The sequence below is a fragment of the Streptomyces sp. NBC_01171 genome, from assembly GCF_045039805.1.
Lineage (GTDB): Bacteria > Actinomycetota > Actinomycetes > Streptomycetales > Streptomycetaceae > Streptomyces.
This window is the reverse complement of sequence record NZ_CP108609.1, coordinates 3,647,992-3,674,540: the sequence shown is the minus strand read 5'-3', so window position 1 is coordinate 3,674,540 and position 26,549 is coordinate 3,647,992. Positions and strand designations below refer to the sequence as shown.

At 72.5% G+C, this 26,549-nt stretch carries 29 protein-coding genes; 13 read left to right on the top strand and 16 right to left on the bottom strand.

The window, feature by feature from the left end:
• Positions 1-57 precede the first annotated feature (57 nt).
• Positions 58-1,473 carry a trehalose-6-phosphate synthase gene (locus OG448_RS17100; protein ID WP_405554816.1) on the top strand — a complete coding sequence of 472 codons (1,416 nt, stop codon included), beginning with the start codon at positions 58-60 and terminating at the stop codon, positions 1,471-1,473.
• A gap of 231 nt (positions 1,474-1,704) precedes the next feature.
• Here the strand turns inward: OG448_RS17100 and otsB are convergent, their stop codons facing one another.
• Genes otsB through OG448_RS17085 form a run of 3 tightly spaced genes read right to left on the bottom strand, consistent with a single transcriptional unit; the run spans position 1,705 to position 4,112 of the window.
• Positions 1,705-2,565: a trehalose-phosphatase gene (otsB, locus tag OG448_RS17095; RefSeq protein ID WP_405554814.1), complete on the bottom strand. Its 861-nt coding sequence runs from the start codon at positions 2,563-2,565 to the stop codon at positions 1,705-1,707.
• A 36-nt stretch (positions 2,566-2,601) separates the two neighbouring features.
• The gene (locus tag OG448_RS17090; RefSeq protein ID WP_405554812.1) at positions 2,602-2,826 is read right to left on the bottom strand and encodes a DUF3263 domain-containing protein; all 225 of its coding nucleotides are present in this window, start codon (positions 2,824-2,826) and stop codon (positions 2,602-2,604) included.
• Between the two features lie 35 nt (positions 2,827-2,861).
• Complete coding sequence (locus OG448_RS17085) at positions 2,862-4,112, bottom strand: ABC transporter substrate-binding protein (RefSeq protein WP_405554810.1); 1,251 nt, start codon at positions 4,110-4,112, stop codon at positions 2,862-2,864.
• A gap of 138 nt (positions 4,113-4,250) precedes the next feature.
• Here OG448_RS17085 and OG448_RS17080 point away from each other — a divergent pair, with 138 nt between their 5' ends.
• The 3 genes from OG448_RS17080 to OG448_RS17070 all read left to right on the top strand — a co-directional run bounded on the left by OG448_RS17080 (position 4,251) and on the right by OG448_RS17070 (position 7,405).
• Positions 4,251-5,195: an ROK family protein gene (locus OG448_RS17080; protein ID WP_405554808.1), complete on the top strand. Its 945-nt coding sequence runs from the start codon at positions 4,251-4,253 to the stop codon at positions 5,193-5,195.
• Complete coding sequence (nagA, locus tag OG448_RS17075; RefSeq protein WP_405554806.1) at positions 5,195-6,358, top strand: N-acetylglucosamine-6-phosphate deacetylase; 1,164 nt, start codon at positions 5,195-5,197, stop codon at positions 6,356-6,358. The genes OG448_RS17080 and nagA overlap by 1 nt, the downstream gene beginning before the upstream one ends.
• A 117-nt stretch (positions 6,359-6,475) precedes the next feature.
• Entirely contained in the window at positions 6,476-7,405 is a 930-nt protein-coding gene (locus OG448_RS17070; RefSeq protein WP_405554804.1) for a 1-phosphofructokinase family hexose kinase, read from the top strand.
• 13 nt (positions 7,406-7,418) lie between these two features.
• On the opposite strand, the gene OG448_RS17065 is transcribed toward OG448_RS17070, so the two are convergent.
• Positions 7,419-8,339 (bottom strand): CBM35 domain-containing protein, encoded by a 921-nt coding sequence (locus tag OG448_RS17065; protein ID WP_405554802.1) that lies wholly within the window; start codon positions 8,337-8,339, stop codon positions 7,419-7,421.
• A 153-nt stretch (positions 8,340-8,492) separates the two neighbouring features.
• Entirely contained in the window at positions 8,493-10,145 is a 1,653-nt protein-coding gene (gene cdgB, locus OG448_RS17060) for a diguanylate cyclase CdgB (RefSeq protein WP_405554800.1), read from the bottom strand.
• A 305-nt stretch (positions 10,146-10,450) separates the two neighbouring features.
• On the opposite strand from cdgB, the gene OG448_RS17055 reads away from it, so the two are divergent.
• Both OG448_RS17055 and OG448_RS17050 read left to right on the top strand, forming a co-directional pair.
• A complete protein-coding gene (locus OG448_RS17055) occupies positions 10,451-11,023 on the top strand; it encodes a flavin reductase family protein (RefSeq protein ID WP_405554799.1) in 573 nt (190 codons plus the stop codon).
• Positions 11,024-11,073: 50 nt separating this feature from the next.
• On the top strand, positions 11,074-11,538 hold the full coding sequence (locus OG448_RS17050) for a GNAT family N-acetyltransferase (protein ID WP_405554797.1): 465 nt from the start codon (positions 11,074-11,076) through the stop codon (positions 11,536-11,538).
• On the opposite strand, the gene arfB is transcribed toward OG448_RS17050, so the two are convergent.
• Positions 11,535-11,963, bottom strand: coding sequence for an alternative ribosome rescue aminoacyl-tRNA hydrolase ArfB (arfB, locus tag OG448_RS17045; protein ID WP_030804538.1), 429 nt, complete (start codon positions 11,961-11,963; stop codon positions 11,535-11,537). The two genes, OG448_RS17050 and arfB, sit on opposite strands and share 4 nt — an antisense overlap.
• Positions 11,964-12,148: 185 nt before the next feature.
• Between arfB and OG448_RS17040 the strand changes: the two genes are divergently transcribed.
• The 3 genes from OG448_RS17040 to OG448_RS17030 all read left to right on the top strand — a co-directional run bounded on the left by OG448_RS17040 (position 12,149) and on the right by OG448_RS17030 (position 14,273).
• Entirely contained in the window at positions 12,149-12,724 is a 576-nt protein-coding gene (locus OG448_RS17040; protein WP_030804536.1) for a TerD family protein, read from the top strand.
• Between the two features lie 88 nt (positions 12,725-12,812).
• On the top strand, positions 12,813-13,748 hold the full coding sequence (locus OG448_RS17035; protein WP_405554794.1) for a GNAT family N-acetyltransferase: 936 nt from the start codon (positions 12,813-12,815) through the stop codon (positions 13,746-13,748).
• A 24-nt stretch (positions 13,749-13,772) separates the two neighbouring features.
• Positions 13,773-14,273, top strand: coding sequence for a hypothetical protein (locus tag OG448_RS17030; protein ID WP_030804532.1), 501 nt, complete (start codon positions 13,773-13,775; stop codon positions 14,271-14,273).
• Between the two features lie 6 nt (positions 14,274-14,279).
• On the opposite strand, the gene OG448_RS17025 is transcribed toward OG448_RS17030, so the two are convergent.
• The gene (locus OG448_RS17025) at positions 14,280-14,969 is read right to left on the bottom strand and encodes a pentapeptide repeat-containing protein (RefSeq protein WP_405554793.1); all 690 of its coding nucleotides are present in this window, start codon (positions 14,967-14,969) and stop codon (positions 14,280-14,282) included.
• Between the two features lie 105 nt (positions 14,970-15,074).
• On the opposite strand from OG448_RS17025, the gene OG448_RS17020 reads away from it, so the two are divergent.
• Together OG448_RS17020 and OG448_RS17015 are read left to right on the top strand one after the other, a co-directional pair.
• Entirely contained in the window at positions 15,075-16,049 is a 975-nt protein-coding gene (locus OG448_RS17020) for a zinc-binding dehydrogenase (protein ID WP_405554791.1), read from the top strand.
• Between the two features lie 77 nt (positions 16,050-16,126).
• Positions 16,127-17,644 (top strand): DHA2 family efflux MFS transporter permease subunit, encoded by a 1,518-nt coding sequence (locus OG448_RS17015; RefSeq protein ID WP_405554789.1) that lies wholly within the window; start codon positions 16,127-16,129, stop codon positions 17,642-17,644.
• On the opposite strand, the gene OG448_RS17010 is transcribed toward OG448_RS17015, so the two are convergent.
• Both OG448_RS17010 and OG448_RS17005 read right to left on the bottom strand, forming a co-directional pair.
• On the bottom strand, positions 17,633-18,115 hold the full coding sequence (locus tag OG448_RS17010; RefSeq protein WP_405554787.1) for a GNAT family N-acetyltransferase: 483 nt from the start codon (positions 18,113-18,115) through the stop codon (positions 17,633-17,635). The two genes, OG448_RS17015 and OG448_RS17010, sit on opposite strands and share 12 nt — an antisense overlap.
• Before the next feature lie 14 nt (positions 18,116-18,129).
• Positions 18,130-18,756 (bottom strand): rhomboid-like protein, encoded by a 627-nt coding sequence (locus tag OG448_RS17005; RefSeq protein WP_405558829.1) that lies wholly within the window; start codon positions 18,754-18,756, stop codon positions 18,130-18,132.
• 244 nt (positions 18,757-19,000) lie between these two features.
• On the opposite strand from OG448_RS17005, the gene OG448_RS17000 reads away from it, so the two are divergent.
• The gene (locus OG448_RS17000; RefSeq protein WP_405554785.1) at positions 19,001-20,068 is read left to right on the top strand and encodes a nitrous oxide reductase family maturation protein NosD; all 1,068 of its coding nucleotides are present in this window, start codon (positions 19,001-19,003) and stop codon (positions 20,066-20,068) included.
• A gap of 59 nt (positions 20,069-20,127) precedes the next feature.
• The gene (locus OG448_RS16995; protein ID WP_405554783.1) at positions 20,128-21,153 is read left to right on the top strand and encodes a methyltransferase; all 1,026 of its coding nucleotides are present in this window, start codon (positions 20,128-20,130) and stop codon (positions 21,151-21,153) included.
• Between the two features lie 88 nt (positions 21,154-21,241).
• On the opposite strand, the gene OG448_RS16990 is transcribed toward OG448_RS16995, so the two are convergent.
• The 7 genes from OG448_RS16990 to OG448_RS16960 are packed head-to-tail and all read right to left on the bottom strand — an operon-like array spanning position 21,242 to position 26,459.
• A complete protein-coding gene (locus OG448_RS16990) occupies positions 21,242-21,565 on the bottom strand; it encodes a TcmI family type II polyketide cyclase (RefSeq protein ID WP_030804500.1) in 324 nt (107 codons plus the stop codon).
• A gap of 29 nt (positions 21,566-21,594) precedes the next feature.
• Complete coding sequence (locus OG448_RS16985) at positions 21,595-22,071, bottom strand: SRPBCC family protein (protein ID WP_399570659.1); 477 nt, start codon at positions 22,069-22,071, stop codon at positions 21,595-21,597.
• 1 nt (position 22,072) lies between these two features.
• Positions 22,073-22,330 (bottom strand): phosphopantetheine-binding protein, encoded by a 258-nt coding sequence (locus OG448_RS16980; RefSeq protein ID WP_405554781.1) that lies wholly within the window; start codon positions 22,328-22,330, stop codon positions 22,073-22,075.
• A gap of 24 nt (positions 22,331-22,354) precedes the next feature.
• Complete coding sequence (locus OG448_RS16975; protein ID WP_405554779.1) at positions 22,355-23,593, bottom strand: ketosynthase chain-length factor; 1,239 nt, start codon at positions 23,591-23,593, stop codon at positions 22,355-22,357.
• A gap of 7 nt (positions 23,594-23,600) precedes the next feature.
• Complete coding sequence (locus tag OG448_RS16970; protein WP_391299367.1) at positions 23,601-24,860, bottom strand: beta-ketoacyl-ACP synthase II; 1,260 nt, start codon at positions 24,858-24,860, stop codon at positions 23,601-23,603.
• Complete coding sequence (locus OG448_RS16965) at positions 24,857-25,315, bottom strand: cupin domain-containing protein (protein ID WP_405554777.1); 459 nt, start codon at positions 25,313-25,315, stop codon at positions 24,857-24,859. The genes OG448_RS16970 and OG448_RS16965 overlap by 4 nt, the downstream gene beginning before the upstream one ends.
• A gap of 58 nt (positions 25,316-25,373) precedes the next feature.
• Entirely contained in the window at positions 25,374-26,459 is a 1,086-nt protein-coding gene (locus tag OG448_RS16960) for a SchA/CurD-like domain-containing protein (RefSeq protein WP_405554775.1), read from the bottom strand.
• Positions 26,460-26,549 lie beyond the last annotated feature (90 nt).

The window sequence follows — 26,549 nt, the reverse complement described above, 5'->3', positions numbered from 1 at the left end:
TCGGCTCGCCGGTCGCGCGTACGTTTGAGCATTTGTGGGCCGGGCTAGGTTGAGGCCATGGCTACGCAGGGTGCTGAGGTGCTGGTCGCGTCCAATCGCGGCCCGGTTTCGTACACGGTCGGTCCGGACGGTGAGCTGAGCTCCCGCCGGGGCGGCGGCGGTCTCGTCTCGGGGCTGTCGGCGATCGGTCCGGACACGGACGCGGTGTGGGTGTGCGCCGCGCTCGGGGACGGCGACCGGGAGGCGGTGCGGCGCGCGGACGGCGCACTGCTCCCCGCCGAGGACACCGGCGGGCAGCGGGTGCGGATGCTGGACATCGACGCGGAGGTCTACGCCGACGCGTACAACGGGATCGCCAACTCGGCGCTGTGGTTCGTGCACCACATGCTGTACCAGACGCCGCTGGAGCCGGTGTTCGACGCGGAGTTCCGCCGGCAGTGGGACGCCTACCGCGCCTACAACCAGGCGTTCGCGGAGGCCCTGGCCGAGGAGGCGGCGCCGGGGGCGGCGGTGCTGATCCAGGACTACCACCTGGCGCTGGCCCCCCGGATGCTGCGCAAGCTCCGGCCCGACCTGCGCATCGGCCACTTCTCGCACACCCCTTGGGCGCCGCCGGACTACTTCCGCCTGCTCCCGGACGACATCGCGGCCGAGCTGCTCACCGGCATCCTGGGCGCGGACCGGGCGGCCTTCCTGACCCGGCGCTGGGCGGACGCGTTCACCGACTGCTGTCACGCGGTCCTGGGTCCGGGCATCCCGTCGGGTACGGAGATCGGGGTGCACGGTCTGGGCGCGGACGCGGAGTTCCTGCGGGAGCGGGCGCACCGGGCGGACGTGGACGAGCGGATGGCTCTGCTGCGGGAGGAGATCGGCGAGGGGCGCCGGACGATCGTCCGGGTGGACCGTACCGAGCTGTCCAAGAACATCGTGCGCGGGCTGCTGGCGTACCGGCGCCTCCTGGAGGACCACCCCGAGTGGCGCGAACGCGTGGTCCACGTCGCCTTCGCCTACCCCTCCCGCCAGGACCTCGCCCTGTACCGCTCCTACATGGAAGAGGTCCGCCGGGTGACGGAGCAGATCAACTCCGAGTACGGCACCCCCACGTGGACGCCGGTCCTCCTTCACCTCGACGACGACTTCGCCCGCTCCCTGGCCGCCTACCGCCTCGCCGACGTAGCCCTCGTGAACCCCATCCGCGACGGCATGAACCTCGTCGCCAAGGAGGTCCCGGTCGTCTCCGACGAGGGCGTGGCCCTGGTCCTCTCCCGCGAGGCGGGCGCGTACGAGGAGTTGTCCGAGCACGCCATCACGGTCAACCCGTACGACATCGTCGGCACGGCGGAGGCCCTCCACGAGGCCCTGACCCTCCCCGACCCGGTCCGCGCCGAACGCTCCAAGCACCTCTCCGACGCGGCGACGGCCCTCCCCCCGGCCAAGTGGTTCCTGGAGCAGTTGAACGCACTGCGGGGCTGAGCCGACGCATCGGCCGGCGGTCTGCTCAGTGACAGGCCAGCCAGCCGATGCCCAGGGCGGTGGTGAGACCGGCCCCGGCCCGGGCGGCGAGCCGGTTGCGGTCGGCCAGGAAGCCGAACAGCGCGGCGGTCACCAGCACGGCACCCGTACCGACCGCCGCGCGCGGCAGACCGTCGTCGTGACCGGGTCGCGCCGTGCGGCGGGCCCCACGTCGCCCGGTGACCTTCGGCTTCAGCCGAGGTGCGCCGCCAATTTTCCGAGCAAGTCCACCACACCCGCCGGGCCGTCCACCACCAGGTCGGCCCGCTCCGCCAGCTCCGTCACCTCGGTGCTGCCGCTGCACACCAGGAGGGACGGGGTGCCCTCGGAGCGGAGTTTTTCCAGGGCCGCGAAGGCGGGGAGGTCGCCGAGGTCGTCGCCGGCGTAGAGGACGGATTCGGCGCGTGTGGTGCGGAGGTGGTCCAGGAGGGCCACGCCCTTGTCCATGCCGGGCGGGCGGAGTTCGAGGACGAGGCGGCCGGGCTCGACGATGAGGCCGTGGCGGGTGGCGAGGTCGGTGAGGGGGGCGCGGAGGGTTTCGAAGGCGGCTTCGGGGTCCTCGGCACGGCGGGTGTGGACGGCGACCGCGCGGCCCTTCTCCTCGATCCAGGTGCCGGGCCAGGCACCGGCCCGGTCCAGGACGCCGGGGAGTTCCGCGCGGACCGCGGCGATGCCGGGATGCGGGGCGGGCGCGGTGACGGTGCCGGTGGCGGCGTCCCAGCGCTCGGCGCCGTAGTGGCCGAGGACGACGAGGTGCTCCAGGCCGGGGACCCCGGCGAAGCCGCCGTTGCGGACCGCGACCCCGGCCGGGCGGCCGGTGACCACGGCGACGGAGGCCACCTTCGGCGCGAGCGCCGCCAGCGCGGGCACCGCGCCGGGGTGGGCGCGGGCCTGGTCGGGGTCGGCGACGATGGGGGCCAGCGTGCCGTCGAAGTCCAGGCCGATCACGGCGGTACGCGGCCGCTCAAGCAGTGCCCGCAGACCGTCGCGGCCCGCCTGGGTCACCGGAACCGGCAGCGCACTGTCCTCGGCGGTGTTGTCAGGGTTGCCCATAGGGCGACACTATCCGCGCCGGGCCGCCCTCACGCCTCAGCGTTCCGACCTTCTCGCCTCGCGGACCCGGCGCAGCCGGTTGACCGTCACCGGGTCGTGCCGGAGGGCGCGCTCGTCGTCCAGCAGGGCGTTGAGGAGCTGGTAGTAGCGGACCGGGGCGAGACCGAGCTGCTCGCGGATGGCGCGCTCCTTCGCGCCGGGGCCGGGAAAGCCCCGGCGCTCCAGCGCGAGGATCGACTTCTCACGGCTGCCGAGTTCCATGTCGGCAACCGTAACCCCGACCCCTGACAGCGGGCTCAGCCCTGGGACTGCGCCGTGCTGTCGGCGGCGGTGGCGGCGGCCTGGAGCCGGGTCAGCACGCCCGCGGGGCTGCCGTCCGGGGAGACCGCCTGCCCGATGTCCTTCTTCACGGCCGCGCTGACGGCGGCCCAGGAGGTCTTGTTCACCGGGTACTGCTCGGCGGTCGGCAACTGCTCCAGGAAGGCGTGCAGGGGTACGTCGGTCTTCGCGTCCGACTGGCTCATCGCCTCGGAGGCGGAGGTGGTGACGGGCAGCAGACCGTACTTGCGGGAGAAGTCGAGGACGTTCTTCTGCTCGTACACGAAGTCGAGGAAGCTGCCGATCTGGCGGGCGTGGCCGTTCTGCTTGAAGGCCAGCATCCAGTCGGTGACGCCCATCGCGGCCCGCGCCCGTCCGGTGCGGCCCGGCATCGGGACCATGCCGAACTTCACGCCCTTCGCCTCGGCCTGCCGGATCAGCGTGGGGTGCCCGTTGAGCATGCCGACCTGCCCGTCCGCGAACGCGGCGAACGCGGCGGCCCGGTTGAGCCGGCCGGGGGCGACCGGACCGGTGAGCCCCTTGCCCACCAGGTCGTCCTTGAGCCAGGTGAACGTCTCGCCGTTCACCGCGGAGTCGATCGTGTACGTGCCGATGTCGTCGGTGTAGCCGCTGCCGCCGCTGAGCAGCCACTGCATGGTCTCGGCCTGCGCCTCCTCCGGGCCGAGCGGCAGCGCGAAGGGGTACTTCACGCCCTTGGCCTTGAGCGCCTCGGCGTCGGAGGCCAGCTCGTCCCAGGTGGTGGGCGGGGTGATGCCGGCCTGCTGGAAGAGCGACTTGTTGTAGAAGAGCACGCGCGTCGAGGCCGCGAACGGCATCGCGTACGGCGTGTGGTTCCAGTCCCCCGCGGCGGCGAGCTGCGGCTCGAAGTCGGCCTGGGTGCCGATGGAGAGCGTGTCGGACATCGGGTACAGCTTCCCGGCGGCCGCGTAGTCGGCGTACCCGCCGATCTGGGCCATGTCGGGCGCGTTCCCGGAGTCGACCATCTCCTTGACCTTGGCGTCGACGTCGTTCCAGGAGTAGACGCTGACCTGGACCTTCACATCGGGGTGCTTCGCCTCGTACGCGTCGACCAGCGCGGCCCAGTACTTCTTGGAGCTGTTGGCGGCGGAGTCGCCGTAGTCGGCGGCCACCAGCTTGAGGGTCGTGTCGGAGGAGCCCGTGCTCCCGCAGCCGCCGAGCATCGCCGTCATGCCCAGTGCGGACACCACCGCGATCGTTCCTGCCGTACGCCGACGCACCCTCAAAGCCCCTATCCCCTTGGTCAGACCATTCGATCTCGAACGCATAAGGTCTACACCACGTAAGTGGACTAGACCTCTCGCGGGTCGGCGGGTCACACTGGGCCGGTGAGACATGTCATCGCCCTGGACGTGGGCGGTACCTCGATGAAGGCCGCGCTCGTCGGCGAGGACGGCGCGGTGCTGCACCGCGCCCGCCGCGCGACGGGCCGCGAGAGCGGTCCCGGAGCGGTCGTCGAGAACCTCCTCGCCTTCGCCGCCGACCTGCGCGCGCACGGCGCCGCGCGCCTCGGCGCCCCCGCGCTCGCGGCCGGCGTGGCCGTCCCCGGCACCGTCGACGAGGCGCGCGGCACCGCGCTGTACTCGGCCAACCTCGGCTGGCGCGACGTACCGCTGCGCGCCCTGCTCACCGAGCGGCTCGGCATGCCCGTCGCCCTCGGCCACGACGTGCGCACCGGCGGCCTCGCCGAGGGCCGCGCCGGGGCCGGCCGGGGCACCGGCCGTTTCCTGTTCGTCGCGCTGGGCACCGGGATCGCCGGGGCGATCGGCCTGGCCGGCGGCGTCGAGGCGGGCGCGAACGGCTTCGCCGGGGAGATCGGCCACATCGTCGTACGCCCCGGCGGCGAGCCCTGCCCGTGCGGCCAGACCGGCTGCCTGGAGCGGTACGCCTCCGCCGCCGCCGTCGGCACCGCCTGGGCGAAGGCGAGCGGCCGCGCGGACGCGGACGCCGCCGACTGCGCGCGGGCCGTCGCCGCCGGGGACCCGGACGCGGCCCGCGTCTGGACCGAGGCGGTCGACGCGCTCGCGGACGGCCTCGTCACCGCGCTCACCCTGCTCGACCCCGGCACACTGATCGTCGGCGGCGGCCTCGCCGAGGCCGGTGACGTGCTGTTCCGGCCGCTCGGCGCGGCCATCGAGCGCCGGATCACCTTCCAGAGCGCGCCCGCCCTCGTCCCGGCCGCCCTCGGCGACGGCGCCGGCTGCCTGGGCGCGGCGCTGCTGGCCCAGGACCTGCTCGAGACCATCCCCCAGACCACGGAGGTACGCACCTGATGGCCGACAACAGCGCACCGGCCGGCCGGCCGCTGGTGCTCACCGGCGGCACCGTGGTGCTGCCCACCGGCGAGGTGCCCGGCGGGCGGATCGCCGTCGACGGCCACCGGATCGCGGAGCGCGCGCCCGAGGGCGCCGACGTGCTCGACGTGACCGGCCACTGGGTGGTCCCCGGCTTCGTCGACCTGCACAACCACGGCGGCGGCGGAGCGGCCTTCTCCGGCAGCGCCGAGGACGCGCTCACCGCCGTCCGCACGCACCGCGAGCACGGCACCACCACGCTGGTCGCGTCCACCGTCACCGACGACCTGGACGTACTGGCCCGCCAGGCCGGGCTGCTGGCCGAGCTGGCCGAGCAGGGTGACATCGCGGGCGTCCACTTCGAAGGCCCGTTCATCTCCCCGTGCCGCAAGGGCGCGCACTCCGAGGCGCTGCTGCGCGACCCGGACCCGGCCGAGGTCCGCAAGCTGGTCGACGCGGCGCGCGGCCACGCGAAGATGGTCACCCTCGCCACCGAGCTGCCGGGCGGCCTGGACTCCGTACGGCTTCTCGCCGAGCAGGGCGTGATCGCGGCCGTCGGGCACACCGACGCGAGCTACGAGCAGACGGTCGCCGCCATCGACGCGGGCGCCACCGTCGCCACCCACCTCTTCAACGCGATGCCCCCGATCGGCCACCGCGACCCCGGCCCGATCACCGCGCTGCTGGAGGACGGGCGGATCACCGTCGAGCTGATCAACGACGGCACCCATCTGCACCCGGCCGCACTCCAGTTGGCGTTCCACCACGCGGGGGCCGGCCGGGTCGCCTTCATCACCGACGCGATGGACGCGGCGGGCTCGGGCGACGGCCGCTACCTGCTCGGCCCGCTGGAGGTCGAGGTACGCGACGGCGTGGCCCGGCTGGTGGAGGGCGGTTCCATCGCGGGCTCCACGCTGACCCTGGACCGCGCCTTCCAGCGGGCGGTCACCGTGGACGGGCTCCCGGTCACGGACGTGGTCAAGGCACTCTCGGCCAACCCGGCCCGGCTGCTCGGCATGGCGGACCGGGTCGGCTCGCTGGAGCCCGGCAAGGACGCCGACCTCGTGCTGCTGGACGGCGACTTCGCGCTCAAGGGCGTCATGCGCCGGGGTGAATGGGTGATCACGCCCCAACTGCCCTGATCCGTACCCGGCTTCAAGAGACGGCGTCCGTTCCCCAACTGGGCCGGACGCCGTCTCTTTGGCATGATCAGGCCCCCGGAAACCGAGGCGTACGGACATCGAGGGAGGTCGGACCGGGTGATCCTGACGGTCACGCTGAACACCGCTCTCGACATCACGTACCGCGTGACGTCGCTGCGGCCGCACGCCGAGCACCGGGTGTCGGAGGTCGTGGAACGGCCCGGCGGCAAGGGCGTCAACGTGGCCCGCGTGCTCGCCGCGCTCGGATACGGGGTGACGGTCACCGGCTTCGCGGGCGGCCCGACCGGCCAGGTGCTGCGCGAGAGGCTCGCGTCCACGCCGGGGATCACCGACGCGCTGGTTCCGGTCGCCGGGGCGACCCGCCGCACGGTCGCCGTGGTGGACCGACTCACCGGTGACACCACCCAGTTGAACGAGCCCGGCCCGCACATCGGCGCCGCCGAGTGGGCCGCCTTCCTGCGCACCTACGACACTCTGCTCGCGGACGCCTCGGCGGTCGCCCTCTGCGGCAGCCTGCCGCCGGGTGTGCCGGTGGGCGCGTACGCGGGGCTGATACGGCTGGCCCGGTCGGCCGGGGTGCCGGTGCTGCTGGACACGGGCGGGGAGCCGCTGCGGCGCGGGATCGCGGCCCGGCCCGACATCGTCAAGCCCAACGCCCTGGAGCTGGCCGAACTCACCGGTTCCCACGAGCCGGCCCGCGCGACCCGCGACGCCCGCCGCCGGGGCGCCCAGGCGGTCGTCGCCTCCCTGGGCCCGGACGGTCTGCTGGCCGCGACCCCGGAGGGCCACTGGCGCGCCGCCCCGCCCGCCCGCCTGCGCGGCAACCCGACCGGCGCGGGCGACGCGGCGGTCGCGGGCGTGCTGTCGGGCCTGGTCGACGGCCTCCCCTGGCCCGCCCGCCTGACCCGCGCCACCGCCCTCTCGGCAGCGGCCGTACTGGCGCCCACGGCCGGGGAGTTCGACCCGGCGGACTATGAGCGGCTGCTGGGACAGGCCACGGTGACGGACGAGGAATCGGCGGCGTAAGAGCCTTGACCGGCTAGTTCCGCCAGCCCTTCTCCAGCCAGAACTGGTCCAGGTTGACGTCGCACTGGTTGCCGCTGCCGCACGAGATGCTGATCGTGTTCGAGCCCTTCTGGAGCTGAAGGTTCGCCCACGTGTGGGTCCAGCCGCGCTCCCAGTCGCCCTCGGGGGCGTGGGCGAAGTTGGACATGTTCAGCGGCCGGTTCTGCGAGGTGCCGTTGATCGTCAGGGTGGTGTTGGCGTCCTTGCCCGGCACGCCGTAGTTGACGTTCAGCGTGTACTTGCCCGGCTTCGGTACGTCCACCGTCCAGGTCACCGACGCGCCGACCTGGTTCAGGCCGCCCACGTAGGAGCCGCCCGCCGACTTCGCGCCCTTGACGTCGGAGGCCGGGGCGGCACCGCCCGCGAGCTGCACCGCGTCGTCGACCGCGTCCGCCTTCGGCAGCTCGCCGGCCTCGCTGGTGCTGGTCGCCTTCGGGCTCGGCGGGGCATCCTGCGACTGGGTCGGGGACGCGTCCGCCTGGTTGCCGTCCTTGTCGTCGTCGGAGTTGCCGTTGAGCATCGCGATGCTGATGCCGATGACGACCGCCGCGACCACCGCGATGGCGCCGATCAGCAGACCCTTGGTGTTCGGCCCCCGCCGCCCGCCGCCACCGCCACCGTGCATCGCCTGCCGGGAGGTGGGAGCACCGCCGGGCATCGTCTCCGGCGCCTGGTAGTGGGCGGTCGTCTGCCCGTAGCCGCCCTGCTGCTGCGGGGCGGCCTGCTGCGGCTGGCCGTACTTGCGCTCACCGACCGCGCGCACCCTGTTGACCGCGTTGGGATAGCCGTAACCGCTCGACGGCGGCTGGGCCCCCCGGGCCTGGCCGTCGGCGTACAGGTAGCCGAACGGGTCGTCTTCCTCGGGCTTGCTCGCGCCGTTGTCGCCGGGCGTCATCCCTGGGTACTCCTCAACAAGTGCGGGCGGGCGGGGTACGGGGTTGGAATGGCGAGCCTACCCTCCCGCACACCCCGATTCGCTCGGACGGGGGACCCCCGAACGGGCGCCCGAAGCGCGGAGCCCGGCGCTGTCAGCGCACTGACCTGCGTTTCACCCGGCACGCCGATGCTGTTTGGGACGAGATCGTTTCTCAACGTACATCCGCTCGTCGGCGGACTTCAGCACTTCGTCGGCCGTCATCCCGCAGTGCGCCCAGCCGATGCCGAAGCTGGCGCCCACCCGGACCGCCCGGCCCTCGGCCCGGATCGGCTGGATGATCTCGTTGCGCAGCCGCGCCGCGAGGTCGGCGGCGTCGGCCTGGCCGAGGCCGTCGGCGAGGATCACGAACTCGTCGCCGCCGAGCCGGGCCACGGTGTCGCCGTCGCGCAGGCCCGCGCTGAGCCGGCGGGCCACCTCGATGAGGACCGCGTCGCCCGCGTTGTGCCCGAAGCGGTCGTTGATCGACTTGAAGCCGTCGAGGTCGCAGAAGAGGACCGCGAGCCCCTTGGTGCCGTCGTCCGGGCCCTGCTCGGGGGCGACGGTGTGCACATGGTGGTCGAAGGCGTCGTACGCCTCCGCACCCGGCGCGAAGTCGAAGCCGTGCGGGTCCCCGGACCCGGCCGGGTGGCCGTAGGCGGCGTCCAGGGAGTCCAGGGCGTCGAGGTGGGCCGGGCGGCGGCACAGCCGGGCGGCGAGCCGGGAGCGCAGCTCGGCGGAGTTGGGCAGCCCGGTCAGCGAGTCGTGGGAGGCGCGGTGGGCGAGTTGGAGCTCGCGGCGCTTGCGCTCCTCTATGTCCTCGACGTGGGTGAGCAGGAAGCGCGGGCCGTCGGCCGCGTCCGCGACCACGGAGTTGCGCAGCGACACCCATACATAGCTGCCGTCGCGCCGGGCGAGCCGTAGCTCGGCCCGGCCGCCCTCGGCGGAGGTGCGCATCAGGGTGCCGATGTCCTCGGGGTGGACGAGGTCGGAGAAGGAGTAACGGCGCATCGCGGAGGCGGGCCGGCCCAGCAGCCGGCACAGGGCGTCGTTTGTGCGCAGGATGCGGCCGTGCTGGTCGCCGCCCATCTCGGCGATGGCCATACCGGAGGGGGCGTACTCGAACGCCTGGCGGAAGGATTCCTCACTGGCGCGCAGGGCCTGCTGGTCACGCTCCAGGCGGACCAGGGCGCGCTGCATGTTGGCGCGGAGGTGGGCGTTGCTGATGGCGATGGCGGCCTGGAAGGCGTACATCTGGAGCGCCTCGCGGCCCCAGGCGCCGGGGCGGCGGCCGGTGAGGGGGCGGTCGACGGATATGACGCCGAGCAGTCCGCCGCGGGCGCCGCCCTGGGCACCGGGGGCGTACATCGGGGCGAAGAGCCGGTCGCCGGGGTGCCACTCCTCGGGGAAGCTCGGCGGGGGGCCGTCGGTGTACCACTGGGGGACGTCGTCGTCGTCCAGGACCCAGCCCTCGGTGTGGGGTATGAACACCAGGTCGCCCCAGAGTTCGCCCATGCCCAGGCGGCGGTCCCAGGACTCGCGGGAGCCGGTGCGGCCGGTGATGAGGGCCTCGGCGGCGGAGTTGCCGGAGACGGCGGCGACGACCAGATCGCCGTCGGGGCGTACGAGGTTCACGCAGGCCATCTCGTAGCCGAGGGCGCCGACCGCGCCGTCGGCGACGATCTGGAGGGTGTCGGCCTGGCTGCGCGCGGTGTTCATCTCGGCCATGACCTGGTGAAGCTGACGCAGTGACGTCAGAGGGACGTACGGCTCCTGATCGGTCTCCATGCTCGCCCTCCCCCTGCAGTCACAGGCTTTCCGCCACTGAATCACAGCGCGCTGCTCACTCGGTACACAGGGTCAACAATTCCGTACTCCTTGTGACTCAAGTCACAGAAGAACTTGAACAATTGAGTGCAGTTTCCGCACTTTCCCGTCGCGTTCTCCGATCGCAAAGGATGCGAAGTTGCGCATATGCCGCTGGCCGTTCCGGGGTGGGACCTTCTGCCACAGGTCCGGTCCTTTGGTCCTAGGTCCGGGTTACGCCGGAGGCCCGATGCGGTGAGCGCGGGCGGCCGACTAGCGTTTCCGGCGTGCTGAACCCTCCCTCCCCCACCGCCGCGGCTGCTTCTGTGCATGCTGAGGGGGTGAGCGACGACGAGTTCAGGGCCGCCATGTCCCGGCTGGCCGCGGGCGTGGTCCTGGTGACCGCGCAGGAACCGCCGCTGGACCCCGACGACCCGTACGCGCCGGGCGGCGAGGACGCGGGCATGACGGCCACCGCCTTCATGTCGGTCTCGCTGGACCCGCCGCTGGTGCTGGTCAGCCTGCGCACCGACTCCCGCATGGACGACCTGCTGGACGAACAGCCGCTCTGGGCGGTCTCCGTCCTCGCCGAACACCAGCGGCAGATCGCGGGCCGCTTCGCCATGAAGGGCCGCATCAGCGACCGTCTCCTCTTCGCCGACCTCCCCTGTGACCGCGGCGAGGCCACGGGCGCCCCCCTGGTCTCCGACGCCCTCGCCACCCTGGAGTGCCGCACCGAGCAGCGCGTCGAGGCCGGCGACCACACCCTGGTCATCGGCCGCGTCCTGACGGCCCGGGTACCGAGCGCGGAGGGCGGGCCGCTGCTGTACTACCGGGGGCGGTACCGGCACTTGGGCTGAGGCACATAAATAGGGGGCGTCCGGTGGATCGCCCGCCCTAGGGTGCGCGCATGTCACTCCGTCTTGCCGAGGTCACACCCGCGAACCTGGAAACCGCTCTGGCCATCCGGGTGCGGCCCGATCAGGAGCACGCCGTCGAACCCGTCTCGCACTCACTGGCCGAGGCGTACGTGCGCCCCGCCGGGGTGGCGTGGCCGCGGCTGATCCTCGACGGGGACAAGGCCGTCGGCTTCCTGATGGCCTTTCTGGACATCGACTGGCGCGCGGACGGCGGGAGCGTGCGGCGCTCCGGGCTGTGGCGGCTGAACGTCGACGCGGGGCAACAGGGGAAGGGGTACGGGCGGTTCGCCGTGGAGTCGGTCGCGGCGGAGCTGCGGCGGCGCGGGTGCGGGGAGCTGTACGTCACCTGGCATCCCGGCACGGACGGGCCGGGCGAGTTCTACCGGCGGCTGGGGTTCCGTACGACGGATGAGACCAGCGGCGGTCAGACCGTCGGCGTGCTCGACCTGACCTAACCCCAGTCCCGGCCCGAGCGGCCGCGCTTGGTGTCCGCGCGCTGCTTCTTCTCGCGCAGGCGGCGTTCGTTGATGCCGCGGGGGATGCGGGTGGGGCGGCGGGGCTTGGGCGGGGGTGCGGTGGCCTCGGCGAGGAGGGCGGCGAGGCGTACGGCGGCGGTCTCGCGGTTGCGCCACTGGGAGCGGTGCTCGGAGGACCGTACGACGATCACACCGTCCACCAGCCGCCCGGCCAGGCGTTCCAGCGCGCGTTCCTTCCACACCGGGGGCAGGGCCTCGGTGCGGGCGAGGTCGAAGCGCAGCTCCACCTGGGAGTCGCTGGTGTTGACGTGCTGGCCCCCGGGCCCGGAAGACCGCGAGAAACGCCAGGTCAGCTCGGCCTCGGGGAGCGAGACCGAGCCACGGATGAGATAGGGCCCGGACATGTGTCCCATGTTCCCGGCTCCGGGCACCCCGAGTCACCCCGATTTCCGGCGCGCCTGCCGCCTGCGCGGGATCAGCTCGGTAAAAAAGGTAAAGCGGGGCGGAACCTGAGGCACCCCTCCCGCCGTTCTACCCGGTGACGTAGCTTCGTCGGCACAGATACCCAAAAGGGAAGGGACTCCCAATCATGGCTGTAAGCCTGTCCAAGGGTGGCAACGTCTCGCTCACCAAGGAGGCTCCGGGCCTGACGGCCGTCACCGTGGGCCTCGGCTGGGACGTCCGCACCACCACCGGCACGGACTTCGACCTGGACGCCTCCGCCATCGCGGTCAACGGCCAGGGCAAGGTCTACTCCGACCAGCACTTCGTCTTCTTCAACAACAAGCAGACGCCGGACAGCTCCATCGTCCACACCGGTGACAACCGCACGGGCGAGGGCGCGGGCGACGACGAGGCGATCAACGTCAACCTGGCCGCCCTCCCGGCCGACGTCGAGAAGATCGTCTTCCCGGTCTCCATCTACGACGCCGAGAACCGCGGCCAGAACTTCGGCCAGGTCCGCAACGCCTACATCCGCATCGTCAACCAGGCGGGCGGCGCCGAGATCGCCCGCTACGACCTCTCCGAGGACGCGGCCACCGAGACCGCCATGGTCTTCGGCGAGCTGTACCGCAACGGCGCCGAGTGGAAGTTCCGCGCCGTGGGCCAGGGTTACGCCTCCGGCCTGGTCGGCATCGCCCAGGACTTCGGCGTCAACGTCTGAGACCGCCTGCCGCCGGCTCCGGGTCTGCCCCGGGGCCGGTCGCGGAATTCCCCCGGCTGAAGCGAGCGCACGCGTCAGCGTGCCCCGCGTGATCCTCGAACCCGTGCCCGCCGGGGGCATCCTCCCCGCACCGCTGCTCGCCGAGCTGACCGCGCTGTACGGCTCCCAGCGGGCGTTCCACGCGCCGAGCGGGGACTTTCCGGACCCGGCGGACATCCGGCCCGAGCAGGTCGCGGACGCGATCGCGGCCGAACTGGCCCACCCAGACGGGGAGGTGCTGCTCGCCCGGGTGGAGGGCCGGCTGGTCGCGGTGGTGAACACGCTGGCCCGTCACCCCGACCCGGCCGACCCCGACCCGTGGATCGGCCTGCTGCTGGTCGACGCGGCCCAGCAGGGCCGGGGCTACGGGCGCCGGGCCGCCGAACTGACCGAGGCCCGCTTCCGCGCGGCCGGCCGCCAGGCGGTCCGCCTCGCCGTCCTGGACGGCAACCACACGGGCCTGGCCTTCTGGAAGTCCCTCGGCTACGAACCCCTGGACCACCGCCGAGACCGCGCCCTGAACCGCCCCTGCACAGTCCTGCGCAAGGTGCTCCGCACCCCGAGGCAGGCCGCCCGTACCGCCGTGGTCGACCCGGAGGGCGCCGTGTTCCTCTTCCGGTACGACAACTCCGAGGTCGGCGTGCACTGGGCCCTCCCCGGCGGCGGCCTCGAACCCGGCGAGACCCCCCGCGAGGGCGCCGCACGGGAGCTGGCCGAGGAGACCGGCTGGACCGACCTCGCCCCCGGCCCCCTGCTGTGCACCTGGGAACACGACTTCACCCGCGCCGGCGTCCCGGTCCGCCAGCACGAGCACATCTACGTCACCCCCGGCCCCCGCAGGGAACCCACCGCCTCCGCCCACGCCACCCACTCCGCCGAGGGCATCCTGGGCGGCCGCTGGTGGACCCCCGCCGGACTGGCCGCTCCCGCCGAACCGGTATGGCCGCCGGACCTGGGCCGACTGCTGGCCGAGCACGCATGCTGACCCGCGGCCGTGGGACCATCTGACGTGCTCGACATCGGCTACGCCCTTTCCAACCGCTTTCCGGACCCCCCGCAGACGGACTACCGCCGGGCGGACGTCCGGGCGTTGCGGCACGACCTGTTCTGCGGGGACGTCTACCTCGCCGACACCAAGTCGGACCGGGAGTTGTCCACAGCCTGGGGATGGGTGCCGGTACTGGACTTCGCGTGGGCGCTGTGCGACATCGCGGAGCAGTTGGACAAGGACCCGATGGGCTCGCGTGCCGCCCGCCCGCAGCGCGCGGAGCTGGACTTCACCGAGTCCACCGACCGCATGCTGTTCGAGCGCCGCTTCGGCTGGGTGGACATCGAGTCGGACTGGATGCCCGCCGAGGAACCCCCGCTGAGCTTCTCGCACGCCGAGTTCCGCCGCGAGGCCCGCGACTTCCTGCACGACGTCATCGCGGACCTGACCGACATGCACGAGGACCTCGCCGAGAACCCCGCGATCTGGACCCTCCAGGCCCGCTACCCCCGTATTTCGTAATTCCCGTCACCCCTCCACCCTGATCCCCAGCTCCGCGGCCAGCAGCGGGGCGAGGTCCAGCAACTGCCCGGTGCCGATCAGCGCGCCCGACAGCCGGTCCAGCCCGCGGGTGATCTCCAGCGGAGCGACCCCCCGCAGGTCGACGTCCTTCAGCGTGGCGCGGGAGAGGTCGGCGGACTTCAGGGCGCAGTCGACGAACTCCACCCGCTCCAGCTTGGCCCCGCCGAAGTCGGGCTCCACCAGCACGCAGGACTCGAAGACCACGTCCTTCAGCCGCGCCTCCCGCAGGTTGAGGAAGTCGAGCTTGCCCCCGCGCACCACGACCCGCTCCAGCACCGCCCCGTGCAGCTGGGCGCCGCCGAGCCGGGGCGAGCGGAACTCCACGTCCCGGAACGTGGCCTCGGCCAACTGGGTACCCACCCCTCGCACCCCGTCGAGCACCGAGTCCAGCACCCGGGCCCGCCCGAGCCCGGTCTCGTCCAGTACGCAGCCGGTGAGCGCGCAGTCCATGAAGCGGGCGCCCCCGCCATGCTGCCCCGACAGGTCGACCTCCTGGAACTCCAGCCCGTCGTAGTCCCCGTCCCGCTCAAGTTCCGCGTCCGCCCAGGGGGTCAGGGGCGGCAGCCTGAGCTCCGGGCGCCGCGCGCCCCGTACCGCCGTGCTGCCGCCCGTACCCGTGCTCCGCCTCATCGCCATGCGCCCATGCTGCACCCCGGCACTGACACCGCCTTGACCTCAAGTGCCGTTGAGGTCGAAGAGTGGGCCTCCGTAAGCGGAGAGACGTAAAACCCTGGGGGTCCCATGCACGCCGTCCGTCTGTACGCCTTCGGGCCGGCCGAGAACCTGACGTACGAGAAGACCGACGACCCCTCCCCCGGCCCCGGCCAGGTGCGGATCGCGGTCGCGGCGGCCGGGGTGCACCTGCTGGACACAGCCCTGCGGGAGGGCCGGCGGGGCCCGTCGCCCGAGCGGCCCGCGCTGCCGACCGTGCCCGGCCGGGAGGTCGCCGGGGTGGTGGACGCGCTCGGGGAGGGCGTGGACGCGGGCTGGCTCGGCAGACGGGTCGTCGCCCACCTCGGCTTCGCACCCGGCGGGTACGCCGAACTCGCCGTCACCGACGCGACCCGGGCGCACCCGGTCCCGGAGGGCCTGGGGTTCGCCGAGGCCGTCGCCATGATCGGCACCGGCCGCACCGCGCTCGGCATCGCGGGGTTCGCGGAACCGGGACCGGAGTCCGTGGTGGTCGTACCGGCGGCGGCCGGAGGCATCGGCACCCTGCTCGTGCAGCACGCCCGGAACGCGGGAGCGACGGTCGTCGGCCTGGCGGGCGGCGCCGAGAAGACCGCGCTGGTACGCGCGAACGGCGCCGGCCTCGCCGTCGACTACACCCGCCCCGACTGGCCCGCCGAGGTCCGCGCGGCCCTCGGCGGACGCGCCGCCACGCTCGTCTACGACGGGGTCGGCGGCGAGGTCGCCCGCGAGGCCGTCGCCCTGCTCGGGCCGGGCGGCCGGCACCTGGTCTTCGGCTGGTCCGCCGAGGGCATCGGGGAGGGCGCCCGGGGCCACTTCGTGGACGGGGTCTCCGAGTCCGTGCTCGGACCGGAGATGCTCCGGCGCGGCGGCGGCCTGCGCGCCCTGGAGGAGCGGGCCCTCGCCGAGGCGGCGGCGGGACGGCTGCGCCCGGCCGTCACCCGGTTCCCGCTCGCCGAGGCGGCCGCCGCCCACCGGGCGCTCCAGACGCGCGGCACGGTCGGGAAGGTGGTGCTCGAACCATGAAGAACCGTTACGGCGCCCAGCGGCGCGGGCCCTTCGACGCGGATGCGACACGCCCCGATCCATGGTCTTCTGGCCAGATGAGCATCGGCCGAACGGGTGAACGCGGTCCGGTCCCCGCCGGAGCCGAGGCAACCGATCCCCACCGCTGGTGGGGCCTTGTCGTGATCGCGCTGGCCCAGTTGATGGTGGTCCTGGACGCGACGATCGTGAACATCGCCCTTCCCTCCGCCCAGCACGCCCTGCACATGTCCGACGGCAACCGGCAGTGGGTGATCACGGCCTACACCCTGGCCTTCGGCGGGCTTCTGCTGCTGGGCGGGCGGATCGCGGACCTGGTGGGGCGTAAACGCACCTTCGTCATCGGGCTGATCGGCTTCGCCCTGGCCTCCGCGCTGGGCGGCGCGGCGGGCAGTTCCGGGATGCTCTTCGGCGCCCGCGCGCTCCAGGGCGTGTTCGCGGCCCTGCTCGCGCCGTCCGCGCTGTCCCTGCTGACCACGACGTTCACCGACCCGCGCGAACGCGGCAAGGCGTTCGGGATCTACGGCGCCCTCGCGGGCAGCGGCTCGGCGATCGGGTTCATCCTGGGCGGGCTGCTCACGGAGTACCTGAACTGGCGCTGGTGCCTGTACGTCAACGTGCCGATCGCGGTCATCGCCGTCCTCGGCGCCTTCGCCCTGCTGCACGACCGGCCCGGCCACGGCGGCACCGCGCGGCTCGACGTGCCCGGCGCGGTGCTCGGCTGCGGCGGGCTGGTGGCCATCGTCTACGGGTTCAGCGAGGCCGAGCCGCGCGGCTGGACCGATCCGCTGGTGCTGGCGCTGTTCGCGGCCGGGATCGCGCTGCTCGCGGTGTTCGTGTGGTGGCAGAACCGGGCGCCGGACCCGTTGCTGCCGCTGCACATCGTGCGGGACCGGAACCGCGCGGGGTGCTTCCTCACCATGCTGCTCGCGGTGATCGGCATGTTCGGGCTGTTCCTGTTCATGACCTACTACCTGCAGATCATCCTCGGCTACTCCCCGGTCCGGGCGGGCCTCGGCTTCCTGCCGCTGACCGCCGCGATCATCATCGGCTCGACCCAGATATCGGCGCGGCTGCTGAACCGGGTGGCGCCGCGTCTGCTCATGGTGCCCGGCGCGCTGCTGGCCACCGGTGGCCTGCTGCTGCTCACGCGGATGACGGTGCACTCCTCGTACAGCTCGGAGCTACTGCCCGCGCTGCTGCTGCTCGGGCTCGGCATGGGCCTCACCTTCATGCCGGTGTTCGCCACCGCCACGGCCGGGGTCGCCCCGCGCGACTCCGGGGTCACCTCGGCCACCGTCAACACCGCCCAGCAGGTCGGCGGCTCCATCGGTACGGCCCTGCTCAACACCATCGCCACCACCAGCGCCGCCGCCTATGTCACCGCCCACCTGCGCAGTCCGGCCGACCGGGCCACCGTGGTCCCGGCGGGCGTGGTGCACGGCTACACGGTGGCCATCTGGTGGGCGGCCGCGGTCATGCTGCTGGCCGCCGTGGTGGCGGGGCTGATGGTCACGGCGAAGCCGCCGCGGCACGGGGTGCCGGCCGCGGCGCAGGTGCGGGAGTCAGTCGGCTGAGCGGGCCAGGTCTGCCAGTGCCTCGTCGGTGAGCCGGTAGACCGTCCACTCGTCCTGCGGGCGGGCGCCGAGCTTCTCGTAGAAGCCGATGGCGGGCTGGTTCCAGTTCAGCACCGACCACTCCAGACGCTCGTAGCCGCGCTCGGCGCAGATCCGGGCCAGCTCGGTGAGCAGGGCGCGGCCGTGGCCGCCGCCGCGTGCGGTGGGGCGGACGTACAGGTCCTCCAGGTAGACGCCGTGCACGCCGCGCCAGGTGGAGAAGTTCAGGAACCACAGCGCGAAGCCGGCGGGCTCGCCGGTGGCGTCGTCCACCGCGAGGTGCGCGTACACCGCCGGGCGCTCGCCGAACAGCGCCTCACGCACCTGCTCCTCGGTGGCCCGTGCCTCGTCGGGCTCCTTCTCGTACTCGGCCAGCTCGCGGATCATCGTGTGAATGACGGGGACGTCGTCGGGGCGCGCGGTACGGATCATGCCCGGCAGCGTAGTCAGCCCGACGGCGCGGCCGGGGTCCGGAACGGATGCCACGTACTCCCCCGGTCCCGCACCAGCGGATAACAGGCCAGCCCGATCAGCGCGGCCAGGGCGTGCCCCACGTCGGTGAAGGTCCGGCCCTCGACGAGGGGGACGGTGTAGACGGCGAGCAGCACGGCGAGGTACGGGTACCGCCAGGGCGCCGCGATCCGGTACGTCAGTACGCCCATCACCCCCGCGAGGGCGTAACTCACCCCGATGTCCAGCGTGTTGACGGCCGAGGCCGGAGCATGCCCGTCGTTTATGGCCCTGAGCAGCGCCAGCTCACTGATCAGCGTGGCCAGCACATGCGCGGCCACACACACCACCACCCACCGAGCCGTCCCGAGCCACCGCTCCGCCTGCGCGTGAAACACGCTGTACGCGACCACATACGGCAGCCAGTGCCCCCCGTCGATCCACATCCCACTCGTGATCAACACCCGCACCGGGTTCTGCGACAACTCATGGATATTGGTGGACCGCTGCCGCAGGAACTCCTTCTCGAACTCCGGCGACATGTGATGCAGAGCCACAGTGGTGACAAACAAGACGGCGAGCCACACATAGGTCCCGGGCGCGGACCGCACATAGGCCACCACCGCCCGGAACCCTCGTCGCACTCCGCCGACCCGGCTCACATCCGCCAGTATGGGCGGCCGGATGCGCCGGGCGCCTGGCGAGCGGCCGGTCGGCCCGGGCCGCCGATCGGGTGACAGCCACGCGTGAGGCCGCCCGGGAACTCCGGTCATGCGCCCCGGCTGCCGGCGGGCACCCTCTGACAGACACGCCCCCGGACGGACCATCGCGCGGAATACCGGATCAACCGGTCATACCGTACGCGGTATGAAGAGATGTCACCTCGCGTATCTCGCCTGCACCGCGGTCCTCGTGAGCGCGGGTGTGGGGGCGGTCCCCGCGGCCGCTGCTCACCAGACCCTCGTGGTCCGTCCGGGCGAGTCGATTCAGAAGGCCGTCGACACCGCGCGGGCCGGGGACACCGTGCTGGTGCTCCCCGGTACCTACCACGAGAGCGTGCAGATCGGCACGGACCGCATCACACTGCGCGGCGCGGGCGCCCGCACGATCGTCAAGCCCGCCGCCGTCAAGACCGGCAAGGACGCCAACACCTGCGCCCAGAACGGCAACGGCATCTGCGTCCTCGGCACCAAGGCCAGGAACATCGAGGGCGTCACCGTCGCCGACCTCACCGTCACCGGCTTCACCCGCGCCGGCGTCTTCGGCATGGCGACCGACCGCATGACGGTCCGCCACGTGCACGCCGTCGACAACGACACCTGGGGCATCGCCCAGGAGCGCTCCACGGGCGGCGTGTTCCGCGAGAACGTCGCCGAGCGCAACGGCGACGCCGGACTCTTCCTCGCCAACACCATCAAGGAGGAGGCGGGCGCGTACGACGCCGGACGGACCCTCGTCGAGCACAACCGCCTCCAGGACAACCGCATCGGCGTCACCGTCCGCCGGCTGCGCAACCTGACCGTCTCGGACAACGGCATCAGCGGCAACTGCGCCGGTGTCTTCGTCGTCGGCGACGAGAACACCCCGAAGGCCGGTCACCTGACCGTCGCCCGCAACCGCGTCTCGCAGAACAACAAGTCCTGCCCGAAGACCGAGCGCCTGCCCGCCCTCCAGGGCTCCGGCATCGTGCTGACCGGCGTCGAGCAGACCCGCGTGACCGGCAACCACGTGCGCGGCAACGCCGGCAAGTCCCCGCTCTCCGGCGGCATCGTGCTCTTCAAGAGCATGGTCGGCGCCACCGGCCAGGACAACCGCGTCGACGGCAACACGCTGTCGGCCAACGCCCCCGCGGACCTCGTGAACACCGACACGGGCAAGGGCAACACCTTCGAGCGCAACTCCTGCCGGGCCTCGAAGCCCGCGGGCCTGTGCTGACCGCCCGCCCGCTGCCCATCGATGACCGAAGAAGGCCGAAGAACGAGAAAGGGCGGCAGATGACGACCGCTGAGACAGCCCCACCGCCCCCCATGCGCCTGCGCGAGCTGGTGTTCGGGGCGGCCTGCGCCGCCGCCGTCCGGGCCGCCGCCCGGCTCGGCGTCGCCGACGCCCTCGGTGACGACCCGAAGCCCGTGCAGGACCTGGCGGCCTCGGTGAAGACCGAGCCCAAGCCGCTGCGCCGGCTGCTGCGCGCCCTGTCCTGCTACGGCGTCTTCGCCGAGCAGCCGGACGGCACCTTCGCGCACACCGACATGTCCCGCCTGCTGCGCGAGGACGACCCCAACAGCCTCCGCGCCATCGCCCTGTGGTGCACCGAGCCGTGGACCTGGGACGCCTGGCCCCGGCTGGACGAGGCCGTGCGCACCGGCGACAACGTCGTGGAGTCCCTGTACGGCAAGGAGTTCTTCACCTACCTCAACGAGGACGCCCCCGAGTCCGCGGACGTCTTCAACCAGGCCATGACCCGCTCCAGCGAGCAGTCGGCCCGCGAGGTCGCCGCCCTGCTCGACCTGTCCGGCGCCTCCTCGGTGGCGGACCTCGGTGGCGGCCAGGGCCATGTGGTGGCCTGCCTGCTGGACAAGTACCCGACGATGCGCGGCAGCCTGCTGGACCTGCCCCGCGTGGTCGAGAACGCCCTGCCCCGCCTGCGCGACGGCGACCTCGCCGACCGCGCCGAGATCGTGCCCGGCGACGTGCGCGCCTCGGTCCCGGTGAAGGCCGACGTCTACGTCATCAAGAACATCCTGGAGTGGGACGACGAGAGCACCGCCCGGCTGCTCGGCAACGTCGTCGCCGCGGGCGGCCCCGGCACCCGCGTCGTCGTCATCGAGAACCTCGTCGACGACACCCCCTCGATGCGCTTCAGCACCGCCATGGACCTGCTGCTCCTGCTCAACGTCGGCGGAGCCAAGCACACCACCGAGTCCATGGTCGGCCGGCTCACCTCGGCGGGCCTGGTCGTGGACGACATCCGTCCGGTCAACCCGTACCTGCACGCCTTCGAGTGCCACGTCGCCGGCTGACCGGAGACAGGCACCCGAAAACCGGCCGCCGGGCCCGCGACGCTGCGGGCCCGGCGGCCGGTGGTCTTCCCTCGAGGGAGCCGGACGGTCAGTCGCGCTCCCAGACGTAGAAGCGCTCCGCCATCGCGTCCTTCGGGGAGCGCCAGGTCTCCGGGTCGTACGCGCTGACGTACGCCGACAGGCGCTCGCTGATCCCGCGGAACTCCGGGTGGCCGGCCACCTTGGCGATGGCCGGGGCCGGGTCGCTGTCCGACTCGACGAGGTGCATGTACACATCGCCGAACTGGAACAGACTGCGGCGGCGCACTCCGACGAGGTGCGGCAGCTCGCCCCGGTCCGACTCCGCGAAGATCTTGGCGATGTCCTGGGCCGAGCCCGGTGCCATCCGGGCCACGATCAGTCCCTGGTGCATGGCAGGTGTCCTCATCTCCCGTTCGCCGGTCAGTCGGCCAGGGCCGGGGCGGGGCGGTCCCCGGCGGCCTGCTGGATCTTGTCCCGGATGAGCGCCATCTGGACCTTGGAGTTGCGGTTGATGTTGTCGGTCATCCAGTCGTCGTCGACCGGCGCCTCGGGCTTCATGGCGAAGTCCTGCGTCCACACCATCCGGGTACCGGCGGGCACCTCCTCGTAGGCCCAGTGGATGTCCATGTGGGCGAAGGGGCCCGTCTCCACGCGGCGGGCCCGCACGGTGCGGTTCTCGCGGTCCGGCTCGCGCTCGGAGACCCAGCTCCACACGGTGCCGTTGTCGTCCGGGTGCATGGTGAGCCGGAACGTCGTCTTGCGGCCCTCACGCTTCAGGACCTCGACGGACGCGTACTCGCTGAACAGCTGAGGCCAGTTCTCCAGGTCGTTGGTCATGTCCCAGACCAGGTCGAGCGGAGCGGCGATGGTGATCTCGTTGCGGGTGTGTCCGGCCATGTCAGGCTCCTGCCATCAGTGCGCTGTTGACGAGGTCGAGGAACGCCTGCGGCGTCTTGCAGCGCTCGGCGTCCGGGGGCATCGGGGTGCCGTGCCGGTTCTCCAGCTCGCCGACGATGCCCAGCAGGCCGAGCGAGTCGAGCCCCAGCGTCTCGAAGGGGGTGTCGGGCTGCGCCCGCAGCAGGTCGGGGGCGACGGTGATGCCCGCCGCCTTCTTCATGAGGGCGGCCAGTTGTTCTTCGGTGATCTGCACGTTCATGCCGTTCTCTCCTTTGCTGTTCGCCTACTGGGCGCCGTGCCGCAGCACCAGCGCCGCGTTCGACCCCATGAGGCCCCGGCTGAGGACCAGCGCCGTGCGCGGCTCGGCCACGCGGGCGCTCCCGGTCACGAGGTCCAGGTCGTGGCAGACGTCCACCACGTTCGGCGTGGGCGGGATCAGGCCGTGCTCCATCGCCAGCACCGCCGCCGACACGTCCAGCACCGGTGCCGCGCAGTAGCCGCGCCCGATGCCGGTCTTCGGCGCCGTCACCGGCACCCGGCGGCCGTGCTCGCCGAGCGCGTCCACCAGCGCCAGCGCCTCGGCACGGTCCGCCTCCGGCACCCCGAGGGCGTCGGCGAAGACCATGTCGACCTCCTCCGGCGCGCAACCGGCCTCGGCCAGCGCGTTCCGGATGGCCTGAGCCAGCCCCTCGCGGGACTCGGCCCAGCGGGAGGCCCCGGTGAACGTCGCCGCGTGTCCCGCGATGTACGCCCGGATGTCGACCCCGCGCTCCCGCGCGGACCGCTCCGCCTCGACCACGAGCATCGCGCCGCCCTCGGCGGGCACGAACCCGCACGCCGCGTCGGTGAAGGGGCGGTACGCGCGCGCCGGGTCGCTCTGACCGCTCAGCTCCCCGTACCCGAGCTGGCAGACCATCGAGTACGGCGCGAGCGGCGCCTCGGTGGAGCCGGCCACCATCACATCGGTGCCCCGGCGGACCGCGCGGGCGGCGTGCGCGAGGGCGTCCAGACCGCCCGCCTCGTCGGAGGCGACCACCGAGCAGGGCCCCTTGAGGCCCCGCCGGATGGAGATCTGGCCGGTGCTGGCCGCGTAGAACCAGGCGATGGACTGGTACGGGCCGACGAACCGGCTGCCCTTGCCCCACAACTGCTGGAGCTCGCGCTGGCCGAACTCGCCGCCGCCGGAGCCGGAGGCGGTGACCACCCCGATGGAGAAGGGGTCCGCCGCGGTGTCCGCCTGTCCCAGCCGGGCGTCCTCCAGGGCCAGGTCCGCCGCCGCCATGGCGAAGTGGGTGAAGCGGTCGGTCTGCACCAGGAAGCGTTCCTCGACCACGGCCGGGTCGAACTCGCGGACCTCGCCCGCCACCTTCAGCGGCAGGTCCTGGCAGCCCTCGCGGGTCACCCGGTCCAGGACGCTGATGCCCTCCTGGGTGGACTTCCAGAAGGTCTCGGTGCTGATGCCGTTCGGCGCGACCACCCCGATACCGGTGACGGCCGCGCGCCGTTCCTCGGTTGTGCTCATCGTGTCCTCACTCCCTCGGCCGGGTCAGGATCACCGCGGACTGGAAACCGCCGAACCCGCTGCCCACGGAGAGCACGCCGTTCAGCTTCCGCTCCCGTGCCTCGCGCGGGACGTAGTCCAGATCGCACTCGGGGTCGGGGGTCGTGTAGTTCGCGGTCGGCGGGACGGCCTGCTTGGCGAGCGCCAGCACACACGCCACCACCTCGATGGCCCCGATCGCCCCGAGGGAGTGCCCCACCATCGACTTGATGGAGCTCATCGGGGTGTCGTAGGCGTGCTGCCCGAGCGCCCGCTTCACCGCGGCCGTCTCGTGGCGGTCGTTCTGCCGGGTGCCGGAACCGTGCGCGTTGACGTAGTCGATCGCGGTCGGGTCGATCCGAGCCTGGTCCATGGCGGTCTCGATCGCACGGGCCATCTCCAGGCCGTCGGGGGTCAGACCGGTCATGTGGTACGCGTTGCCGAACGTGGCGTACCCGCTCAGTTCGCAGTACACGTGCGCACCGCGGGCCCGGGCGTGCTCCAGTTCCTCGAGCACCAGCACCGCGCCGCCCTCGCCCATGACGAACCCGTCACGGTCGTTGTCGAAGGGGCGGGAGGCGTGCGCCGGGTCGTCGTTGTTCGGGGACGTCGCCTTGATCGCGTCGAAGCACGCCATCGTGATCGGGGATATCGGCGAGTCGGAGGCACCGGCCAGGCATATGTCCGCCCGGCCCTCCTGCACGGTGTGGAAGGCGTACCCGACGGCGTCCAGGCCCGAGGTGCAGCCCGTGGACACGGTCTGCACCGGGCCCCGCGCGCCGAACCGCTCGGCCACCGACGAGGCGACCGTGCTGGGCGAGAACGCCCGGTGCAGTTCGGGGCGGGCCTGGGTGTGGTCCACATCCCAGCGCTGGCCGCCATGGCTGACCAGCACATAGTCGTTCTCCAGCCGGGTGGTACCGCCGACCGCGGTGCCGACCGACACCGCGATCCGCCACGGGTCCTCGGCCGCGAGGTCGAGACCCGAGTCGTGCACCGCCTCGTCGCCGGCCACCAGCGCGAACTGGATGTACCGGTCGGCCCGCTGCACCTGCTCGGCGTCCAGCCCGTAGGCCGCCGGGTCGAAGTCGCACTCGGCGGCGATCCGTGACCGCAGCCCCGAGGGGTCGAAGAAGGTGATGCCGCGCGTCGCGGTCCGGCCGTTGGACAGCAGGTCCCAGAACGCGGGCGTACCGATCCCGCCCGGAGCCACGATGCCTATGCCCGTGACCGCCACCCGCCGGGTCATGAGCGCACCTGTTCCCGGCCGGCAACGGCACCACCGGCCTCCGTCACCACCGCGGCGGCCCCGATGACGTCCGTCTCCTCGGTGTCCACGTGACCGAGCTGCGGGCGCGGGGCCAGCGGGCCCAGGTGGAAGACGAGGCGCGCCTCCTCGTCACCCACATTGCGGAAGCGGTGCCGCATGTGGGCGGGGATCATCAGGCCCTGCTCCGGCTTGAGGGGGTGCGCCTCGCCGTCGAGGTCCACCTCCAGCCGGCCGCAGATCACGTACACGAACTCCTCGGAGTACGGGTGGTAGTGCTCACCGATGCGGTCGCCGGGCTGCACGATGGCCACGCCCATGAAGCCGCTGGTGGCGCCGACCGTCGCCGGGGTCAGCATGGCGCGCAGGTCGCCGCCGCGCCGGGTGTTGTGCTCGGTGTCCTTCAGGTTGATGATCTTGGGACGGTTTTTGATCACAGCTTCCTCCGTGGGATGTGCCGCGTCGGCGGTTGCGGGGTGAGAGGCGGTCACCGGATCAGGCGTCCGAGGCGCGGCGGTCGGTGACGAGGTCCATCCGGGCGGCGTCGCCGGCGAGCAGCTTCCGCAGCTCGGCGGCCGCGGCCGCGTCGGCGGGCAGCGCGTCGACCTCCCGGCCGCGTACGTCCACCAGGCGCACCACCACGTCGTCGCGCTGGAAGACCGTGCTGCGCAGCACCGCGCTCGCCGGGTCGTCGGCCGCGACCTGGTCGTGCTGGGAGATCAGCTCGGCCAGCCGCATGCCCTGGCCGGCGCGGGCCGGGTAGAACAGCGCGAGACGGTTGCCCTCCGCCTGCTCGTCGGCCATCACGTGGTGCACCGCCGGGAGCGCCGCACGGGTGAAGAACATCCGGGCCGACTCCTGGTCGTTCAGGTCCCGGTGCTGCTCCAGGTAGGGGTTGATGGCCTCCTCGACCGCCCGCACCTCGGGCTGCTGGGCCACGTGCCGCAGCGCCGCGAGCAGGTCGCCGCGCACCTCGATGGCCCGCACCACCCGGTTGCCCTGCATGAACAGCGAGGTCCGCACCAACTCCGTGGTGTCGTCCACGCGGGCCTTGGGCGAGGCGTAGTCCGCGAGGATCGCCGCGACCTTCTCCTCGGTGCCGGGCTTCACGGTGAAGGTGAGCGCGTGCCGGATCACTCCGTCACCGATGCGCGGGTGCGCCTGGAGGCGGCGGCCGGGGGCCGACTCGGCGGGGACCGCCGGGCCGCCCGTCTCGCGGACGATGTGGAAGCGCAGCGAACGGGTGTCACGCACGCAGGAGTGCAACGGCTCCACCATGTGCACGTGCTCCTCGCTGTTCACCCAGGTGAGGAACGGCGGGGCGCTCTCCCACTCGCTGGTGATGAGCCACTGCGAGGGGTTCTCGATGGACTGGCAGAGCTGGTCGCTGACGTGACCGGGAACCTGCGCGACCTGGGCGCAGAGCTGCTCGTACGCCTCCAGGAACTGCTGCTGCGCGCCGTCGTACACGTCGACCAGGAGGACGACCCGCAGCGGGGAACCGTCGAACACGGACTGGGATACACGCCTGGACACCTCGCGTGCCGGCGTTTCTGAGGGACGTTCAGACGTGGTGGTCATCCTGCACACATCTCCTTCGCGGGGCAGAACCGGTGCCGGTCTTCGATCGGGCCCGGCAGCGTTCCTTGATCCTGTGCCGGTCCCCACAAG

Coding starts and splice junctions, on each gene's coding strand:
- OG448_RS16960 (WP_405554775.1), bottom strand. CDS start 26,459: ATGACCACCACGTCTGAACGTCCCTCAGAAACGCCGGCACGCGAGGTG.
- nagA (WP_405554806.1), top strand. CDS start 5,195: ATGGCCGACAACAGCGCACCGGCCGGCCGGCCGCTGGTGCTCACCGGC.
- OG448_RS17020 (WP_405554791.1), top strand. CDS start 15,075: ATGCACGCCGTCCGTCTGTACGCCTTCGGGCCGGCCGAGAACCTGACG.
- OG448_RS16985 (WP_399570659.1), bottom strand. CDS start 22,071: ATGGCCGGACACACCCGCAACGAGATCACCATCGCCGCTCCGCTCGAC.
- otsB (WP_405554814.1), bottom strand. CDS start 2,565: ATGGGCAACCCTGACAACACCGCCGAGGACAGTGCGCTGCCGGTTCCG.
- OG448_RS16980 (WP_405554781.1), bottom strand. CDS start 22,330: ATGAACGTGCAGATCACCGAAGAACAACTGGCCGCCCTCATGAAGAAG.
- OG448_RS17025 (WP_405554793.1), bottom strand. CDS start 14,969: ATGGCGATGAGGCGGAGCACGGGTACGGGCGGCAGCACGGCGGTACGG.
- OG448_RS17010 (WP_405554787.1), bottom strand. CDS start 18,115: ATGATCCGTACCGCGCGCCCCGACGACGTCCCCGTCATTCACACGATG.
- OG448_RS16990 (WP_030804500.1), bottom strand. CDS start 21,565: ATGCACCAGGGACTGATCGTGGCCCGGATGGCACCGGGCTCGGCCCAG.
- OG448_RS17065 (WP_405554802.1), bottom strand. CDS start 8,339: ATGACGCCCGGCGACAACGGCGCGAGCAAGCCCGAGGAAGACGACCCG.
- OG448_RS17015 (WP_405554789.1), top strand. CDS start 16,127: ATGAGCATCGGCCGAACGGGTGAACGCGGTCCGGTCCCCGCCGGAGCC.
- OG448_RS16995 (WP_405554783.1), top strand. CDS start 20,128: ATGACGACCGCTGAGACAGCCCCACCGCCCCCCATGCGCCTGCGCGAG.
- OG448_RS17050 (WP_405554797.1), top strand. CDS start 11,074: ATGTCACTCCGTCTTGCCGAGGTCACACCCGCGAACCTGGAAACCGCT.
- OG448_RS16975 (WP_405554779.1), bottom strand. CDS start 23,593: ATGAGCACAACCGAGGAACGGCGCGCGGCCGTCACCGGTATCGGGGTG.
- arfB (WP_030804538.1), bottom strand. CDS start 11,963: ATGTCCGGGCCCTATCTCATCCGTGGCTCGGTCTCGCTCCCCGAGGCC.
- OG448_RS17000 (WP_405554785.1), top strand. CDS start 19,001: ATGAAGAGATGTCACCTCGCGTATCTCGCCTGCACCGCGGTCCTCGTG.
- OG448_RS17040 (WP_030804536.1), top strand. CDS start 12,149: ATGGCTGTAAGCCTGTCCAAGGGTGGCAACGTCTCGCTCACCAAGGAG.
- cdgB (WP_405554800.1), bottom strand. CDS start 10,145: ATGGAGACCGATCAGGAGCCGTACGTCCCTCTGACGTCACTGCGTCAG.
- OG448_RS16970 (WP_391299367.1), bottom strand. CDS start 24,860: ATGACCCGGCGGGTGGCGGTCACGGGCATAGGCATCGTGGCTCCGGGC.
- OG448_RS17090 (WP_405554812.1), bottom strand. CDS start 2,826: ATGGAACTCGGCAGCCGTGAGAAGTCGATCCTCGCGCTGGAGCGCCGG.
- OG448_RS17100 (WP_405554816.1), top strand. CDS start 58: ATGGCTACGCAGGGTGCTGAGGTGCTGGTCGCGTCCAATCGCGGCCCG.